A 17,746-nucleotide genomic window follows, 5' to 3' on the forward strand; every position below is an offset into this window, starting at 1 on the left:
TATTTGATATCGATTCTCATTATCACTTAATCCCTAGTTTAATGGGAATCTTATCAAAATACAATGGATAAAAATAAAACAATTTTTAAAGATATCTTTTACATTTTCAAAAGTCTATTCGGCTTTGACCGTACTCAATAGATGTTCGACCACAAAATCAAGCTGCTTGTCCAACGAGTACACATCGGAATAATAGAAGAAATTAAAATCGATCTCGATCAGACGACCTTCTTTCACAGCTGGAATGCTGTTCCATACCGGATTATCCATCAGGTTGTCTGCCCCGTCATATACGGAACGAAATACGTAATCCCCCACGTATTCGGGGAGAACTTCCATAGATACCGTAGATCCAGATGCTTTGGTAGACACATCAATCTTCTGTTGAACAATGTCAGGTGCTTTCATACCTAGGTATTCGTAAATAATCTGAGAGCCACGGCCAAATTGCTTGCTTTCCACAACTGCCATGCCTTTGAGGCCGCCTTCAATGATGGAAACCGTTTTATCCAGAATGCCTGCATCCGCTAGTTTCTTCTTGCCCTCATCTACCTTACTATTCAGATTATTAAGTAAAGTCTCAGCTTCCTTCTCTTTTCCAAAAATACCTGCGATATATTGCAGTCTTTCCTCCGTTGACATTTTTTCGTATGGAACATACACGGTAGGAGCAACATCTTTTAACAAGGTATAGGTATCTTCAGAAGGGACGATGATCAGATCCGGATTCAAATCAATCACTGCCTCAGGGTTTGGTTCAAACCAAGTGCCGAGTGAATTTACCCCTTCAAGTTCACTTTTGTATGCGGCTCCATCGAACACTTCCGAGGTACCCACTGGTTTCACACCAAGTGCAACCACATCTCCCTGGAGGTAAAGCACAACAACCCGTTTGGGATCGGCGGGTACTACGACATCGCCTTTAACGGTTGAAATTGTACGTGTTTCGCTACCATTATTCGTCTGTGCACCAGCATCTGTCGAGGTGGAGACGGTTGTACTATTCGAAGTGTTTCCTGTTCCTTCGCTGGCTGTCAGCGTTGGCGTTGATCCTGCACCGCATGCAGACAACAACATGGTCAAACTTAATATGGCAATAAATAACATGCTGGAGCTAGCTTTTCTTTTTTTCATTGGTGTAGACCCTCCGTCAATATATTGATAATGATTATCATAATCAATATATCTTTGCTTCCGTCTATTGCCAATGGATAATTCAGAGACATGTAATGGACGATCCTCTATTACTTCATGTTCCCTTACTTTTTGCTGATAACGAATTGGCGGCATTCCTACATGTTTTTTGAATAGGCGACTAAAATAATATACATCGGAGTAACCGACCTCAGCCGCAATTTCTCTCAACGTGATGTTCGAATACCGCAGCAATTTTTGGGCTTCATTCAGGCGAATCTGGATTAAATAGTCGATTGGGCTATAGCTTGTCTTCCGTTTAAACTGCATGGACAGATGACGAGAGCTGTAATTGAATTGTTCTGCCAGCGTATCAAGGGTCATGTGTTCCCTATACTGGGTGTGTATGTATCGAAGCACCTGTTTTACGGGATCTGGACGAATTGTATGTATTTCCTGCTCTGCCAGTTGAAACATAAGTTCGTGCACAAATTGATAAAACAGGCTTTTCACCAGTAGATGATCCAGATGATTTGCTTGAATCCAGGCCTTCTCCATATCATTTAAATAACGCAGCAATACAAGAGGACTGTCCGGCATAAATGCATACTGAAGCGAGAATGGTGTAACTGATTTCTGTTCCAAACGCCATGCGTACCTTGGTTTCGGGAAGGCTTGAAATGCCCTGTAAAACAGCATTACATACTCGAATTCATCCCTAGCTTCGATATCAAGTCTCGACCCTTTACTACCATGCAGCAAATTAAATGGCTTCGTCTCATACTGTTGTCCATCCATTTCAACGAAAGCTTTTCCCCTCAATGCGTACATAAAACTGTTCGCCGGGAGGTAATAAGCTTGAATTCGCTCTCCTGCTTCCAGAACAACCCGGCGAACGTCCAGAATCTTGACCGCCGCCTGATTCCATAGTTGTATCTGTTCATTTGATTGCATGCATCTCTCCCCAATCTTATCTTCCAACTAAAACTTCTATCTAATTTCTCTATTATAAATGATAATAATTTTCATTATCAATAATAACATGGATTTAAAAGGCATACTTTCTACTCAGAGAGCGTCCTCATTCCCGTATATAACGCTGCCTGCGATGGATTTGCACACTTTCTTAATTCGGGTGGCTTCTTTAACAATCTGATCGATGCCTTCATACTCCTGACTGGCATTAGTAACTACGGCTATGGAGACCGAGACCAGTGGAATTGGTCGATGAATTCCTGAACGACCTTCTCCCAAAACAAATTGGTTATCCAAATCTTCCTGATTGTAAAACGTTCTCTTGATCTTCTCGAATCCAGCGATGACCTCTTCACTTACCTGCCTGAAGTCATGGTGGTTTAGTATTGCAATAAAATCATCACCACCAATATGTCCAAGAAAGGATTCAGGAAAAACAAAATAATGACGCAAAAGATTTGCCGTTGCCTGAATAAGCTGATCTCCCATTTTGAACCCATAGCTATCGTTATAGGATTTAAAATAATCCAAATCGATATATAGGACACTGAACTGTCCCAATTGGAGAGTTTGATGAAGCCGATCATCAATGATTCGGTTGCCTGGAAGCCCTGTTAACGGGTTCATAAAAATGGCCATTTCGGCCCGAACGTCTGCTACCGCAAGAAGTAAACGTCGAATGCTTACAGCTCCAACCAAACGGTTTTCTGAAGTAATCAGCACAAGGTCATATAATTCTTCTTCTGCACGATTCATCGCTTGAACACTTACATCGGTAATCAATTCCGAATAGTCCACAACCAGCGCACGAACATTGACCACTAGTTCAACCGGCCGACCCATATACAAATTATAACCGTATTGCGTACCAATTTGTTGAAAGAAACGAGCTCGCATCATTAGTGACACCGTGTCTTCCCCAACAACAGCCAAACCTTCCAGATTGGGATTTGATTTAAAAATATGATAGACGATATCGCACTTTGTCCCAGCTGTCACGACAGGAATGGTCTCTGCTATTTCACCTATTTGCGTAAAAATATCATTCTCCCCCTATGTTCATGGTCAACTTTATGGTAAGCAATTTCTCTCCGTTACTAAACGATCTTAGAAGTAGCTAGTAGAGGACATTTTAGTTCAACATCAGGTCTTCCAATGGCATATCCCTGCCCATACTCGATACCTGCACTTTGAAGAAAATGGATTTCTTCTTCACGCTCGATTCCTTCAGCTATGATGTGTGTATCGGAGTCAGCCGCATACTGTTTCAGAATGCGTACAATGTTCTGCTGATCCGACCGTGTATCCACATGATTAATTAGTGCCCTGTCCAATTTAATAAAATCAGGTTTCAAACTGACAATGGCCTTAAGACTGCTGTATCCAGAGCCCGCATCATCAATGGCAATTCTAAAACCTTGTGATCGGTAGTTGGAAAGTATTCGTTCAAACTCCACATAATCGTGAACAGCCTGCTTTTCGGTTAATTCAAAAACAACTTGTTCAGGTGATAAACCGTAGCTATTCAGAAGCGTAATCGTTTCGCCGTTACGGTAAGTGGAGTCAGCTAAAACCTGAGGATGGATATTTAGAAAGATCACGGTATTCTTCGGATACTGTTCTTTTATCAGTGATGATTTAAATCGTTCAATCGAAATCTCACGGCAAAACCGTTCAAAGGCAAAAACTTGATCCGTGTCACCGATAAACTCATAAAAAGATTCCGTATTGGGGAAAAGTGGGGATACTGGCGGACGGTTGAGGATTTCGTAACCTAAACTATTTCCGTCCTGTAAATTTATAATCGGTTGAAAATACGTAGTAAGCATTTTATGACGGATGATTTGCTGTAATCCAGAGAACTGCTTGTAATGCAGAAGTGATTTTCGAAAGGATTTATGAAAATACCTGATAAGATAATACAAATCATGTTTGTATGTATTTGGTGAATCTATGCTTTTCATTATAACTTCCATCCTTTATACCTATGATTGAGCTTTGTCAGTGGTCACATCGTACCATTTTCCAACTCAAAAAGCGTAAACTGTAGGTAAAATGTGAATCTATTCGATCCAAAGAATAAATACGCATCGTATTTTTGATAAAAAATATTCCAAACTTTATGAAAATAAAAAAATAATGCCGCAATCTATAGGACGCTAATGGACCTGTAAATCACGGCATTCGTATGCTGTTGCTTTCATAATTACCTAACTACTCCCGGTCCTTTCAAGACACCTTATGCTCAATTCTAAGCTTGTCGGCAACCATCGCGATAAACTCGGAGTTCGTCGGTTTCGACTTGCTGATGTTGATCGTGTAACCAAACAGGTGGCTGATGCTGTCGATGTTTCCGCGTGTCCATGCCACTTCAATCGCATGACGGATGGCCCGTTCAACGCGGGATGGTGTTGTTTTGAATTTCTCGGCAATCGCAGGGTACAGCGTTTTGGTAATCGCACCCAAAATTTCGATATTGTTATATACCATGGTGATGGCTTCACGCAAATACTGATATCCTTTAATATGCGCAGGAACGCCGATTTCATGTATGATGGACGTGATGCTGGCATCCAAATTTTTGTGTTTGCCCATTGGCACTACATTGGATTTGTTGGTCATAAACATGGATGAACCACTGTTCGTGCTTGAAGAGACGTTTGTCTGGGATCCAACAAGCTGGCGAACCCGGTTAGCGAGCACTTCCATGTCAAAAGGTTTGAGGATGTAATAAGAAGCACCGAGCTGCACGGCACGCTGTGTGATGTTCTCTTGACCGAATGCCGTAAGCATGATCACTTTCGGTTGTGGATTCAGGTTCAGGTTGCGCAGACGCTCCAATACACCCAGCCCATCCAGATGAGGCATAATAATATCCAGAATCAATACATCCGGCACATCACGGCTTTGCTCCAACAACTGCAGTACTTCTTCCCCGTTGTAGGCAATTCCGGTAACTTCCATATCTTCCTGTTCGGATATATATTCGGCAAGCAAATTCGTAAATTCACGATTATCATCAGCCAGCAATACCTCAATTTTTTGCAAAACGGTATCCTCCTTTGGTTTAACCACTGTTTCGTACATTTCCTTACAGGTTAAATTTTCGACACAGGCGAGGAAATTCCTTCTGTCGAAAATTATTTTTCTTTATTTTTTTTTCGCATTGCTATATAATAAATAATTTATTTCATTATGTGATAATTATCTTTTTCATTCGACAAAAAATCTTAAGGCGGTCTACCCAGCCTTAAGATTTTTTGCTTTTTCCTTTTTGATCATCACGCCGGCATCCTGTAACATCCATTCGATAAAACAGCCGTAACCTGATTTAGGGTCATTAACAAACACATGTGTCACAGCGCCAATGAGCTTGCCATTCTGAACGATTGGGCTGCCGCTCATTCCCTGAACGATCCCACCCGTTTTATCAAGCAGCTTAGGATCTGTAATGCGAAGCACAAGCCCTTTGGTTGCAGGCTCAGATTGATCGGCCACATGCACAATATCGATCGCGAAACGTTCAACCTGCTGACCATCGACAACAGTCAAAATTTCTGCCGGTCCTTCCTTCACTTCATGTGAGAAAGCGACAGGAATTCCTTTGGTGTATAAACTGTGATCGGGATTGTCAGACATCTTACCAAATATGCCAAAAGCCGTATTACGCTCAATATTGCCTAATATTTTGCTTTCCTTAAGAAAATGTGCACGTTTTTCACCCGGATCTCCGGATTCACTTTTGGATATAGACGTCACATTCGACTGGACAATCTGTCCACTGCCTACAACAATGGATGTTTGAGTATTCATATCCGTAATCACATGCCCCAAAGCTCCATACACGCCCTGATCTGGTGCATAGAACGTTAGCGTGCCTACGCCAGCCGCAGAATCACGAATGTACAACCCAAGCCTCCAGGCCTGATCTTCAGCATCATATGCTGGTGTGAGTCGTGTTTTAACTGTTTCCTTCCCACGCTGCAATACCACATCGATCCCTTTTTTGCTTTTTCCCGCTTGTTCTACAGCTTCAGCGACACCTGCAACGCCATCCAAACGTTTGCCATTCATATGGGTTATCAGATCCCCAAGTTTAATGCCTGCTGTTTCTCCTGGAGAGACTCTCTGGTCTCCTTCAGCACGGACCAAGTGATGACCTACAACCAAAATCCCAGCCGACTTTACTTTTACGCCAATGGTTTGACCCCCGGGTACAACTCGCAAATCCGGAATCACGTTCACATTAACCGTTTTGACCGGAATTTTGCCCCACAGCTTCAAGGTTAATTTCGCTTGCCCTGTCTGCTGAGGATGAAGATGCAATGGTTGCTGCTTCGTGACATGCACTGCTTGCTCCTGTCCATCTAAACCAACAATATCCGGTCGGTCTACAACGGCACTGGAAGAAGCCGGTACAGCGAGTCGTACATCTGCTTGCCTGCCTGCAAATACCTGTAATTCGTCAGGTAAGGAGGCATAACTCTGCACAGGCTGAATCGCCTGGCTGATTACACATAGAAAGAAGGCAAATAAAAGACCTAGCAATTTCTTCCTGAGGGGGGAATTCAATGGCTGTCACACTCCCTTTGCTTCTTTCGCTTGACGAAAGGTGGTCGCCAATTGCGTACCTATAAGATAACCTTGCCCCCAGGCTTTTATTACTGTCAATCATTACGCCGGTCGCTCGTTTCCTCCTTTTTTGGCTTCCGCCAAATTCAGCATTTCCTGTGCATGATGCAATGTTTTTTCTGTAATTTCAACACCTCCGAGCATACGTGCCAATTCCTTCACTCTGCCCTCGTTTGACAGCGATTCCACCTGCGTCATTGTACGCCCGTCAACGACATGCTTTTCAATGAGGTACTGGTGGTCTGCCATACAGGCAACTTGTGGCAAGTGTGTAATCGAAAACACTTGGCAGGTTGAGGATAAACGGAACAGTTTCTCAGCTATGGATTGTGCCGCCCGTCCGCTAACTCCTGTGTCAACCTCGTCAAATATGAGGACTGGAATTCGATCGTGACGCGCGAAAATACTCTTCATGGCAAGCATCATTCTGGATAACTCGCCACCTGATGCAATTTTCCCTAATGGACGCAGCGGTTCGCCCGGATTCGGGGAGATGAGAAATTCCGCATTGTCCACTCCCTGACGACTGAGCCGGAGCCTGCGCCCGTTCCATTCAATCCCCTTCGGATCTTCTGATGGCGTTATTTGAACACGCAGCGTTGTACGCTCCATTTGAAGATCCTTCAGCTCACTCTCCACCTGAGCAGCGAGTTCATCGGCACACTGCTTGCGTACCCGGCTCAGATCCTCTGCAGAATCCATCACCAGAACCAGGAGCTTGTCACGCTCAGCACGCAGTTTCTCCAGGCGCTCGTCCTTGTTTTCCAGCTGGTCTGTTTCATGGCTAATCTGTTCATAATAATTCAAAATAAGGTCAACACTGTCCCCGTACTTCCGTCTTAGACCAGAAATCAAGTTTAAGCGCTGCTCAACCTCCTCCAGTCGACCGGGGTTAAACTCTATTTTTTCACGGTAATCCCTTAATTGAAATGTAGCATCCTCCAATTGATAAAAGGCCGACTGCAGCTGTTCCACGATAGGCTGTAGTCCTTTGCTATCGTAACCAGAGATATCTTCTATCCGGGAAAGGGCAATGCTTACTGCCTCAAGTCCGCGCTGACCACTGAGCAGATCATATGCACCGACAACGCTGTCCATCATTTTCTCACTATGGGATAGCTTGACCCGTTCTTCACCAAGTAATTCATCTTCACCACTTGTTAACCCGGCAGCAGCAATCTCCTCCAATTGAAAACGATACATGTCCAGCAGCTGATATGCACGCTGACTTGACTCCTGAAGGGCACGCAGTTCTTTCTCAGCAGTAATGAACCGGCTGTACCTTTCCTGATATTCCGACTTCACTGGACCAATGACAGCTGCTCCGTAGGTATCCAATAAGCCCAGATGGCTTTCAGCACGCAGCAAACTTTGGTGCTCATGCTGACCATGAATATTAATCAGTTTTTCTCCCACTTCTCGCAGCATCGTCAGATTGACCAACTGACCATTGATGCGGGATGTGCTCTTACCCTGGGTATTCAGCTCCCGTCTAATAACGAGGTGTTCTTCAGGTTCACAATGGATCCCAAGCTTCTCCAGTGTTTCCCACACCGGATGACCCTGTTCCATCTCGAACAGAGCTTCCATCTCCGCCTTGTCACAACCGTAACGGATCAGATCGGCCGAACTGCGACCACCTGCGATCAAACCGAGCGCATCGATAATGATTGATTTACCTGCACCTGTTTCCCCAGATAACACATGAAACCCTGCGTGAAATACTACATCCACTTCTTCTACAACAGCCAGATTACGAATCGATAATGTAACTAGCATTGGCCAAAGCACCTCCGGATGACAAACTCAGCAATTATGTTTAAAATCGGATTTTAAGAAATGTAACCCATAATTCGATCGATAACCGTCACACTATTATCTTCAGTACGGCAGATGATGAGAATTGTATCGTCACCACAGATCGTACCCATAACTTCAGTCCATTCAATATTGTCCAGCAACGCCGCAATGGAGTTTGCCGTTCCTGGCAGACATTTCATTACAACCAGATTATTGGTATGGTCAATATGGAGAAAGTTATCCACTAATGCCCGTTTCAACTTCTGGATTGGATTATAACGTTGGTCAGTTGGCAATGAGTACTTGTAACGACCATCATCCATAGGAATTTTGATCAACAGCAATTCTTTAATATCACGGGATACCGTGGCCTGTGTCACCTGAAAACCGGCTTGACGCAGTGCTTCAACCAGATCATCCTGGGTTTCTATTTCATTCTGACTAATAATTTCACGTATCTTAATATGTCGTTGTCCTTTCATACATGCCTCCAGTTTAAATAGTTACCATTGATTCCCTAGCTCAGATCATCCCCATCATATACATCTTCCTCATAATCCATCAAACGGATGATCTTTACGCTGGATTCTTCCGTATCCACGTACAATATACCTTCACAACCTGGATACAACAATAAATAGTACAAAAAGCGATCCCGAATGGCGGGACCTGTGAATTCCACCGGCTGTTTACGCCTTGACGTCTTGACCAAATATCTGATCTCATCACGCTCGGCAACATAATCAACGAACAACCGACTATAATAAACGGATTCATTGACCTCAAAGGCGAGCGGTATCTTCATTTTGCCTCCGATGACTTCATACCCCTCTGCTTCAAGCAGATCTACAACCGGGGAATGCGGTATGTCGGAATTCAGCTGCATGCCTGACAAACTTACCGGTACCGGTCGATTCAGCCAATTACGCAAACCGTAAAAGAGCCATATGATTAAAATGACAGCAAGTACACCAATAACGATTGTGTCGGATTGCCCATTCATCATCGTTCACCTCGAAGACTTATTCGAGGTCCGGCAGTCAATCTCCTGTTAATAGGATCACCTTTCCAGCGAAAAGAAACTCATCCTATGATGAGTTTCCCGTAAAAGTATGAGCGGCTTCCATAGCAACTTGATGGGCAAGTGCATCGAGTGAAGCCAGATCCTTCTCTTGTTGTGATGCGTCCGGTTCTTCCAGACGCCAATGAGCGAGAAATTCGATATTGCCCTCTCCACCGGTAATAGGTGAGAAGGTTAAGCCCCGAAGATTTAAACCAAGTTCATTCGCGAAGTGAAGCATGGTTTCCAGTACTTCCTTGTGTACTTTGGGATCCCGTACCACACCAGACTTACCTACCTTCTCACGTCCTGCCTCAAATTGAGGCTTGATCAATGCTACAATATCTGCCGGCTGCTTCAGAAGAGCAAGCAAGGGCGGCAGTATAATACGCAACGATATGAAGGATACATCGATGCTGGCAAAGTTCGGCTCAGGTCCAATTAAATCCTCAGGCGTCACATAACGAAAATTGGTTCTTTCCATCACGGTAACCCGGTCATCATTGCGTAACGACCAGTCCAGCTGGTTGTATCCTACATCAATGGCATATACATGCGATGCACCATGTTGTAATGCACAATCCGTAAATCCACCCGTTGACGAACCAATATCAAGCATGACCAGACCGCTCATGTCAAGACCGAAGTGTTTAATCGCTTTTTCAAGCTTCAATCCACCACGTCCCACATAAGGATGCACTGAGCCTTTAACCTTTAGTTCAGCTTCCCGTGGTATTTTCATGCCTGCCTTTTCAATTCGTTCATTGTTGGCATACACCAGTCCAGCCATGATCGCCGCTTTTGCCTTCTCACGACTTTCATAATAACCCTGCTCGACCAGCAGAACATCAATTCGTTCTTTCGGGAGTGACATGTCTTTCTCCTATCATATAGTTAATTCATTTATTTAGGTGAAGCATTCCATTTATCAAGAAGGAAAGCGGGTTCTGGACATGCCGTAAGAGGTCTGAGCTGCCAAACTGCGCAGCTGCACACATACGTTGTCCACAGTAAGCCCAACTTCAGCCCGTTGTTCATTGATGCTGCCATGTTCAATGAAGCGATCTGGAATCCCCATAAGATTAACATGTACATCATGCAGACCCTGTTCAGCATAGAACTCAAGCACTGCGCTGCCCATACTGCCAGCTTGAGAAGCTTCTTCAAGCACAATCAGTTTGGTACCACGAATCGCGAGATCACGAAGCATTTGTTCATCCAGTGGCTTGAGGAAACGTGCATTGATTACTCCGGCTGTAATGCCTTCCTTTTTCACGGTTTCAGCTGCTTCTTCAGCAATTTGAACCATGGAACCCGAAGCGATGATGGCATAACCTTCAGATGGTCGCAGCTGTTCCCAAGTGCCGATTGGAATCGGTACGAGCTGCTCATCCATTGGAACGCCTACCACATTGTTTCGAGGATACCGGTAAGCAATAGGTCCTTCGTTATAATCAAGTGCCGTTTTCATCATGTGACGCAGTTCATTCTCATCCTTCGGCATCATAAGTACAATGTTAGGAATGTGTCTCATAAAGGCCACATCATACACGCCTTGATGCGTCTCTCCATCAGGTCCAACAAATCCCGCACGGTCAATGGCAAAGATCACATTGGCATTATGACGGCAGATATCATGCACGATCTGATCATAAGCTCGCTGCATAAACGTAGAATATACGGCAAAGACAGGCTTCAAGCCTTCCATGGCCAGTGCAGCACACATGGTTGCCGCATGCTGCTCTGCAATCCCTACATCAATCATGCGGTCCGGGAATTCCTTGCTAAAAGGAATAAGCCCCGATCCAGTCGGCATAGCAGGCGTTACAGCAACAATACGCTGGTCTTCTTTTGCAAGTTCAACGAGTGTCTGCCCGAATATTTCGGTGTACATTGGTTTGCCAACTGCCTTGAGCACCTGACCGGATTCTATTTTATATGGGGAGATACCATGCCATTTGTGTGAGTCTGCCTCAGCTGGCTGGTATCCTTTACCCTTGGTTGTGAGAACATGAACGAGAACTGGTCCCTCCACGTTATCCGCTTGTTTGAACGTCTCAATTAATTTGGGAATGTCATGTCCATCGATGGGTCCCAAATAAGTGAAGCCGAGTTCTTCAAACAAAACACCCGGAACCATCATATATTTGACGCTATCTTTAATCCAGCTTGCCGATTTGGCCAAACGGTCTCCAATGGCAGGAATCTTTTTGAGCATTCCTTCCACATCATCTTTGGCTTTTAGATAATGCCGATCGGAACGGATTTTGCTTAAATATTTATGCATCGCCCCGACATTGGGTGCAATGGACATTTCATTATCATTCAGAATGACCATCAGTTTTTTCTGCTCATGACCGATGTGATTAAGTGCCTCAAAGGCCATACCACCTGTAAGAGCTCCATCGCCAATCATGGCAATAACCTGATTATCTTCACCCTTCAAATCACGTGCAAGTGCCATACCCATGGCAGCAGACAAGGATGTACTGCTGTGTCCAGCCTCCCATACATCATGCTCGCTCTCGTTACGCTTGACGAACCCGCACAATCCATTGTGCTGACGCAATGTATCAAAACGGTCCATGCGTCCAGTAAGAATTTTATGCACATACGCTTGATGCCCTACATCGTAAATCATTTTGTCTACCGGACTGTTATAACAGTAGTGCAGGGCTACCGTGAGCTCAACCACGCCTAAATTCGGTGCCAGATGCCCCCCCGTTACGGACAATTTCTCAATCAGAAATTGCCGAATCTCTGCGGATAATAAAACAAGATCATCCGGAGACATCGATTTTAGATCACTGGGTTGTTTAATTTGTGGAAGCAGCACGAGAATCTCCCCGCTTTCCTAGATTGTTTGATTAAGTGGATAACACTTTTTAAACTGAATTTTATTAAATCACATTAAATCATTATAACATAAAAGAACAGGAATCATAATTTACGGCTTCATACTCCAGATTGCGAGCTTTTTCGCCAGCAAGATAAGTGAATTGAACCATTATTATGTATCCGTTACGTCAAACGTAATCACCGTGCAAAAAGCACATTAACATTATTACACCGATCTGAATCTTACGAAACAGCCGCAGGGCAGTTTCATTTACTTTTAGACTAATGATCTCTGCGCATTAAATAATCTGCAATTTCCATCAACCGCGATGAATCTGATAGCTCTGCTCTGCCGAGGGCCTCTTTTGCAGATTGGGTCAAGGACTTCACCTGTTCTTGAGACGCTTCCATACCTATGAAAAATGGATAAGTCACCTTTTGCTGATTTACATCACTTTGGGTTTTCTTGCCCATTTTTTGCTCATCGCCAGTCAGATCAAGGATATCGTCCTGAATCTGAAAAGCAAGACCAAGATCACGCCCGAATACACGCAGTGCATCAAGTTGTCCTTCTGTTGCACCACCAATACGGGCACCAGCCAGCAATGAAAACACGATCAAATCACCGGTTTTATGCAAATGAATATATTGCAGTTGTTCCAGATTCGTCATCCCTTGCTCACCTTCCATATCGGCTACTTGCCCACCAACCATGCCACGGGCACCAGCCAGTTCGGAAAGATCCTCCATAATAGAAAGCAAGGCTTCTGCCGGCACACCGTTCTTGCGGCCTGCTTGCACTACACTATAGAACGCATGAGTCAACAAAGCATCCCCTGCAAGAATAGCGGTGGCTTCACCATAAACCTTGTGATTCGTTAATTTTCCCCGACGATAGTCATCATTATCCATTGCAGGCAGGTCATCGTGGATAAGTGAATAAGTGTGTACCATTTCCACGGCGCAGGCTACCGGAAGCGCAGCTGCACGTTGTGATCCGAGGGCTTCCGCCGCAGCGACGACCAGAAGAGGACGGAGGCGCTTGCCTCCAGCCATAAGAGAATACTGCATCGCATCACGCAGGGATTGAGGCACATCCCAGTGAACTGGGAGAATCTCTTTTAAAGCTTCCGTAACCTCATCTGTTGTCTGTTGGAGATACTGTTCAAAGGAAAGACGACTACTCATTGCCTTCACCGCTCTCAACTTCCGAAGTTCCGAACGGCTTTTTCCGAAGTTCCCCATCTTCTTCTACGATCATTTCAATCTTGCGTTCCACTTGTTCCAGCTTGATTCCGCATAACTGGGAGAGTTTCATTCCTCGCTGAAACAGATCAATGGCCTGTTCTAATGGAACATCCCCATGTTCCAGCTGAGCTACGATATCTTCAAGTGCCGCCATTGCCTCTTCAAAATTCAGTTCCGGTTCATTCGCCATGGATGTTGTCATCCTCCTTCATTCCCCAAACCTGACAGTCCAGCTGTCCGTCTGTTAATTTAATCTTAATTGAATCTCCAGGCTGCACTTCCTTCAACGATTTGATCAGTCTTTGCTCCTGCTCGTCATACACCAGACTATATCCGCGTGACATGACTTTTAGCGGACTTAGAGCATCGAGGTGGCGCACGGAAGATTTCCATTGCTGCTGCTTCGATCTGACGATAGACCTCATCGCAAGTTCAAGCTGACGCCGCGCTGCGGCATTTTCCCGTTGAGCCGTATTCACCTGTTCGCGTGGATTGAACCGCTGCAGTGCAGCACGCAGACGCTCCTGTTTCTCCGCGGTCCATTTCATTCGGGTATCTACTGTTCTCAACAGCCGCTGATGCAGCATGTCCAATCGTTCTGTATGCTGCATCAATGTCCGTCTTGGGTGGACAAGTACCGGCGAACGCTGTAATCTTGCAAGTCGTTCACGGTTATGTGCAGCCCGTTGACGCAGACTATGCTGGAGCTGACGCTGTCTTAGCGCAATCTGGTCAAGCAGCTCTGCACGGTTTGGCACAGCCAGTTCAGCAGCCGCTGTTGGCGTCGCAGCCCGCAGGTCTGCTGCAAAGTCTGCAATGGTAAAATCAGTTTCGTGTCCGACTGCAGAGATCACAGGGATATCTGAATCAACAATGGCTCTGGCGACCATCTCTTCATTAAAAGCCCACAGTTCCTCCAGTGATCCCCCGCCACGGCCTACAATCAGCACGTCCGCTTCACCAAGGAGATTCAGGTTGCGAATGGCTTTTACGATTGAAGGTGCTGCGCCTTTACCCTGGACCAGAACAGGATATAGAAGCACTTTCGCAGAAGGGTATCTGCGCTGCAATGTAATCATGATATCCCTTACCGCTGCTCCTGTAGGAGACGTAACTACACCGATCGTTTTGGGATACCGAGGAATAGTACGTTTCCTGGACGAAGAGAAAAGCCCCTCATCCTCGAGTTTCTTTTTCAGTTGCTCATAAGCCAGATAGAGGCTTCCGATCCCATCAGGCTGCATCTGAGTAGCGTAAAATTGATATTGACCGTCCCGCTCATAAACCGATACATTACCACGAGCAATAACCCTTGCACCCTCCTTTGGCACAAAGGGCAATCGCTGATTGTGGGACGCGAACATAATAGCCTTAATCCGGCTGTCCTTATCCTTCAATGTAAAATACATATGGCCGCTAGAGTGATGTGTGAAGTTGGATATCTCCCCACGCAGCCAGACGTCCGACAGGACCTGATCGGATTCCAATTTCATTCGGATATACCGATTCAGGTCTTTGATGGAGTAGATCTGCCGATCTGCCACAGATGTACCTAGGCCAATCCGTGAGCGCGTTTGGCAGCGATCAGTGTATTTTGCATCAGCATGGTGATCGTCATTGGTCCAACGCCACCCGGAACTGGAGTAATAGGACCGGAAACTTCCTTCACACTTTCAAAATCCACGTCTCCAGCCAATTTACCATTGTCCAAACGGTTCATACCCACATCGATGACTACAGCACCCGGTTTCACATAATCGGCATCCACGAAGTTTGCACGACCGATCGCTACGACCAATATGTCGGCTTGACGTGTAATTTCTTTCATGTTTGCCGTACGTGAATGACACATCGTTACGGTTGCATTCTCACGTTGAAGCAGCAAAGATACCGGTTTACCCACAATATTGCTGCGTCCGATTACAACAGCATGCTTACCCGACATTTCCAATCCTGTCCGCTTGATCAGTTCAATCACTCCAGCAGGTGTACATGGCAGCAAACTGTCATCGCCGATCACAAGGTTACCCACATTGACCGGATGGAAACCGTCCACATCTTTTTCAACCGCTATTGCATCAATAACAGCTTTCTCCTCAATATGCTTCGGTAATGGAAGCTGAACGAGAATCCCGTTGATCGAGCTCTGATTGTTCAGCTTGTCCACCAGAGCCAGCAAGTCCTCTTGGGACGTACCTGCATCGAGACGATGTACTTCAGAGTAAAAACCGAGATCGTGACAAGCTTTTTCCTTATTTCGCACATAGACTTGGGATGCCGGATCTTCCCCGACGAGCACAACAGCCAGACCAGGCACAACCCCCTGTTCGCTAAGCTGCTTTACTTCTTCAGTTATGCCTGCGCGGATCTCCTGGGACACTTCTTTACCGTTAATAATAGATGCTGTCATTGTACTCTCTCTCCCTTATGTGAACATTTAATAAGTAACTCGCTATTTTAGGACAATTTCGCTTTAATCGTGTCAACTTCCTGGATCATGCGTCCAAGTACACCGTTAACGAACTTCCCGGATTCTTCTGTACCAAAATGCTTGGACAATTCAATCGCTTCGTTGACCGACACTTTCGCCGGAACGTCATCACGAAATACCATTTCATAAGCGGCCAGCCGCAAGATCTGACGGTCTACCCGAGACAGACGGCTAATTTGCCAGCCCTTGAGATAATCCACCAGCAATCCGTCGATGGCTTCCTTATGATTCCATGCTCCTTGAACAATTTCCGTTACATAACTGCGCATTACATCTGCATCGTGAATAACGACTTCCGTTTCATTTTCCTCTGCCGCTTCGTTAATCAGCATATTTACAGCTTCAGCTGCACCCACTTCATTCATTTCCATCTGATACAGACTTTGTATCGCAATTTCCCTTGCCAAACGTCTTTTCATGTCCTGCCTCCTGCAGCGCTCATCCGAGCGTCATCATGCTTATTTTAAAATAAAAGAACCATTCACGCACCATGTTTGTGATGCGAAATGAAGTGGCCTTTACGATATGGTTATTGTTATCCCTTTTCACAAAAAAACCTGCAGTACGTTTCCTCCAAAAAACGGGCATATTAAACTAAGCTCTTTTCGGAAGAAACATATTGCAGGGTTCAGGTGGCTCACTTAAACGGACGCCAGCGCTCTCCAAGCCATTGTCCCCATTCCCTCCAAGGAATGAACAAGCCCAGCTTCGAATCGCTTCGTCTGCCTAATGTATAACCGATGAACACCAAAAGTGCAAAGAACAACATATCCCAAAACCCGGTAAACAAATAAAGAAATCCAAAAAAGATGCCGCCCACAATTCCGGTTATCCGGCCTCTGTGACTATCCCAAATCTCTCTCCACAGCATCAGTGAAACTCACCTCATTCCACTCGACTCTTGTAGTTAGGCGACTGGGTAACATTGGCAACATACACGGTTACATTCGAAACCGGGATCCCCGTAATCTCGTGTACATGATCATGTATGGCCTTTTGCAAATCCGAACTCAGCGTTGGAATTGGCGTCTCGCCATCGACCACTGCACGGATCATAATCTCCAATCCCGACTCAACCACACGAATACGTGCCTTAACATCGCGTACTCCCCGGAAGCGGGAAGTTGCTTTCAGGCAGAGATTTTCAATGGTCTCCATTGAGATCTGCACATCACCGTATTCCGTACGCTGATCTACAGATGGCAACGAAGCCCGCCCACGCCGTACCGAGATGTAAAAAAAGCGCAAACTCAGGATAAACAAAATCGCAGCTGCAACAACGGCTGCAACAATGACGTTCTGTTCCTGCTGGTAATTCAATTCGTAAGGCAGTACTCCACTAATGAGTAGAATGACAACTGCCGATATTGCTCCAACGCTTATGCTGTATATAAACAACAGAAGCCGATCCAGTATTTTCGCCACGAACTGCACAGCCTCCCTTGCTCACTAACGTTGCTGTAACCTGAACATATGCATATCATGTCAACACGTTCTATCCATATGTCCTAATGGAAGATGAAGACATGTCCAAGACGGGATAACCCCCGGCAGTCATGCCGGGGGAA

General features: G+C 45.2%; 17 protein-coding genes. All 17 read right to left on the reverse strand.

The window, feature by feature from the left end; translation table 11 throughout:
• Positions 1 to 114 precede the first annotated feature (114 nt).
• On the reverse strand, positions 115 to 2,088 hold the full coding sequence (locus CHH60_RS11185) for an AraC family transcriptional regulator (protein ID WP_095359266.1): 1,974 nt from the start codon (positions 2,086 to 2,088) through the stop codon (positions 115 to 117).
• 114 nt (positions 2,089 to 2,202) lie between these two features.
• Positions 2,203 to 3,006 carry a GGDEF domain-containing protein gene (locus CHH60_RS11190; RefSeq protein ID WP_255247895.1) on the reverse strand — a complete coding sequence of 268 codons (804 nt, stop codon included), beginning with the start codon at positions 3,004 to 3,006 and terminating at the stop codon, positions 2,203 to 2,205.
• 200 nt (positions 3,007 to 3,206) lie between these two features.
• On the reverse strand, positions 3,207 to 4,073 hold the full coding sequence (locus CHH60_RS11195; protein ID WP_095359268.1) for an EAL domain-containing protein: 867 nt from the start codon (positions 4,071 to 4,073) through the stop codon (positions 3,207 to 3,209).
• A 265-nt stretch (positions 4,074 to 4,338) separates the two neighbouring features.
• The gene (gene spo0A / locus CHH60_RS11200; protein WP_095359269.1) at positions 4,339 to 5,157 is read right to left on the reverse strand and encodes a sporulation transcription factor Spo0A; all 819 of its coding nucleotides are present in this window, start codon (positions 5,155 to 5,157) and stop codon (positions 4,339 to 4,341) included.
• Positions 5,158 to 5,349: 192 nt separating this feature from the next.
• Positions 5,350 to 6,681 (reverse strand): SpoIVB peptidase, encoded by a 1,332-nt coding sequence (gene spoIVB / locus CHH60_RS11205; RefSeq protein ID WP_095359270.1) that lies wholly within the window; start codon positions 6,679 to 6,681, stop codon positions 5,350 to 5,352.
• A gap of 102 nt (positions 6,682 to 6,783) precedes the next feature.
• Complete coding sequence (gene recN / locus CHH60_RS11210; RefSeq protein WP_095359271.1) at positions 6,784 to 8,520, reverse strand: DNA repair protein RecN; 1,737 nt, start codon at positions 8,518 to 8,520, stop codon at positions 6,784 to 6,786.
• Between the two features lie 53 nt (positions 8,521 to 8,573).
• Entirely contained in the window at positions 8,574 to 9,023 is a 450-nt protein-coding gene (gene ahrC / locus CHH60_RS11215; RefSeq protein WP_095290448.1) for a transcriptional regulator AhrC/ArgR, read from the reverse strand.
• Between the two features lie 35 nt (positions 9,024 to 9,058).
• Positions 9,059 to 9,544 carry a hypothetical protein gene (locus CHH60_RS11220; RefSeq protein WP_095359272.1) on the reverse strand — a complete coding sequence of 162 codons (486 nt, stop codon included), beginning with the start codon at positions 9,542 to 9,544 and terminating at the stop codon, positions 9,059 to 9,061.
• A gap of 85 nt (positions 9,545 to 9,629) precedes the next feature.
• The gene (locus CHH60_RS11225; protein ID WP_095359273.1) at positions 9,630 to 10,475 is read right to left on the reverse strand and encodes a TlyA family RNA methyltransferase; all 846 of its coding nucleotides are present in this window, start codon (positions 10,473 to 10,475) and stop codon (positions 9,630 to 9,632) included.
• Positions 10,476 to 10,529: 54 nt separating this feature from the next.
• Positions 10,530 to 12,437: a 1-deoxy-D-xylulose-5-phosphate synthase gene (gene dxs, locus CHH60_RS11230; RefSeq protein ID WP_095359274.1), complete on the reverse strand. Its 1,908-nt coding sequence runs from the start codon at positions 12,435 to 12,437 to the stop codon at positions 10,530 to 10,532.
• Between the two features lie 284 nt (positions 12,438 to 12,721).
• Positions 12,722 to 13,627 (reverse strand): polyprenyl synthetase family protein, encoded by a 906-nt coding sequence (locus CHH60_RS11235; protein ID WP_095359275.1) that lies wholly within the window; start codon positions 13,625 to 13,627, stop codon positions 12,722 to 12,724.
• Complete coding sequence (gene xseB / locus CHH60_RS11240) at positions 13,620 to 13,877, reverse strand: exodeoxyribonuclease VII small subunit (RefSeq protein ID WP_095359276.1); 258 nt, start codon at positions 13,875 to 13,877, stop codon at positions 13,620 to 13,622. The genes CHH60_RS11235 and xseB overlap by 8 nt, the downstream gene beginning before the upstream one ends.
• Positions 13,867 to 15,231 (reverse strand): exodeoxyribonuclease VII large subunit, encoded by a 1,365-nt coding sequence (xseA, locus tag CHH60_RS11245; RefSeq protein WP_095359277.1) that lies wholly within the window; start codon positions 15,229 to 15,231, stop codon positions 13,867 to 13,869. Before xseA ends, xseB begins: the two co-directional genes overlap by 11 nt.
• A gap of 8 nt (positions 15,232 to 15,239) precedes the next feature.
• Complete coding sequence (folD, locus tag CHH60_RS11250) at positions 15,240 to 16,097, reverse strand: bifunctional methylenetetrahydrofolate dehydrogenase/methenyltetrahydrofolate cyclohydrolase FolD (RefSeq protein WP_095359278.1); 858 nt, start codon at positions 16,095 to 16,097, stop codon at positions 15,240 to 15,242.
• A 47-nt stretch (positions 16,098 to 16,144) separates the two neighbouring features.
• Positions 16,145 to 16,597, reverse strand: coding sequence for a transcription antitermination factor NusB (gene nusB / locus CHH60_RS11255; RefSeq protein ID WP_095359279.1), 453 nt, complete (start codon positions 16,595 to 16,597; stop codon positions 16,145 to 16,147).
• A gap of 218 nt (positions 16,598 to 16,815) precedes the next feature.
• The gene (locus tag CHH60_RS11260) at positions 16,816 to 17,049 is read right to left on the reverse strand and encodes a DUF2273 domain-containing protein (protein ID WP_095290432.1); all 234 of its coding nucleotides are present in this window, start codon (positions 17,047 to 17,049) and stop codon (positions 16,816 to 16,818) included.
• Between the two features lie 14 nt (positions 17,050 to 17,063).
• Positions 17,064 to 17,603, reverse strand: coding sequence for an alkaline shock response membrane anchor protein AmaP (amaP, locus tag CHH60_RS11265; RefSeq protein WP_095290430.1), 540 nt, complete (start codon positions 17,601 to 17,603; stop codon positions 17,064 to 17,066).
• Positions 17,604 to 17,746 lie beyond the last annotated feature (143 nt).

This window comes from Paenibacillus sp. 7523-1 (assembly GCF_002276415.1).
Classification (GTDB): Bacteria; Bacillota; Bacilli; order Paenibacillales; family Paenibacillaceae; genus Paenibacillus; species Paenibacillus illinoisensis_A.

Bases quoted from the DNA above. Each gene is read 5' to 3' on its own strand.
- CHH60_RS11185 (WP_095359266.1), bottom strand. From the start codon at position 2,088: ATGCAATCAAATGAACAGATACAACTATGGAATCAGGCGGCGGTCAAG.
- CHH60_RS11190 (WP_255247895.1), bottom strand. From the start codon at position 3,006: ATGCGAGCTCGTTTCTTTCAACAAATTGGTACGCAATACGGTTATAAT.
- CHH60_RS11195 (WP_095359268.1), bottom strand. From the start codon at position 4,073: ATGAAAAGCATAGATTCACCAAATACATACAAACATGATTTGTATTAT.
- recN (WP_095359271.1), bottom strand. From the start codon at position 8,520: ATGCTAGTTACATTATCGATTCGTAATCTGGCTGTTGTAGAAGAAGTG.
- ahrC (WP_095290448.1), bottom strand. From the start codon at position 9,023: ATGAAAGGACAACGACATATTAAGATACGTGAAATTATTAGTCAGAAT.
- CHH60_RS11220 (WP_095359272.1), bottom strand. From the start codon at position 9,544: ATGAATGGGCAATCCGACACAATCGTTATTGGTGTACTTGCTGTCATT.
- CHH60_RS11225 (WP_095359273.1), bottom strand. From the start codon at position 10,475: ATGTCACTCCCGAAAGAACGAATTGATGTTCTGCTGGTCGAGCAGGGT.
- CHH60_RS11235 (WP_095359275.1), bottom strand. From the start codon at position 13,627: ATGAGTAGTCGTCTTTCCTTTGAACAGTATCTCCAACAGACAACAGAT.
- xseB (WP_095359276.1), bottom strand. From the start codon at position 13,877: ATGGCGAATGAACCGGAACTGAATTTTGAAGAGGCAATGGCGGCACTT.
- folD (WP_095359278.1), bottom strand. From the start codon at position 16,097: ATGACAGCATCTATTATTAACGGTAAAGAAGTGTCCCAGGAGATCCGC.
- nusB (WP_095359279.1), bottom strand. From the start codon at position 16,597: ATGAAAAGACGTTTGGCAAGGGAAATTGCGATACAAAGTCTGTATCAG.
- CHH60_RS11260 (WP_095290432.1), bottom strand. From the start codon at position 17,049: ATGCTGTGGAGAGAGATTTGGGATAGTCACAGAGGCCGGATAACCGGA.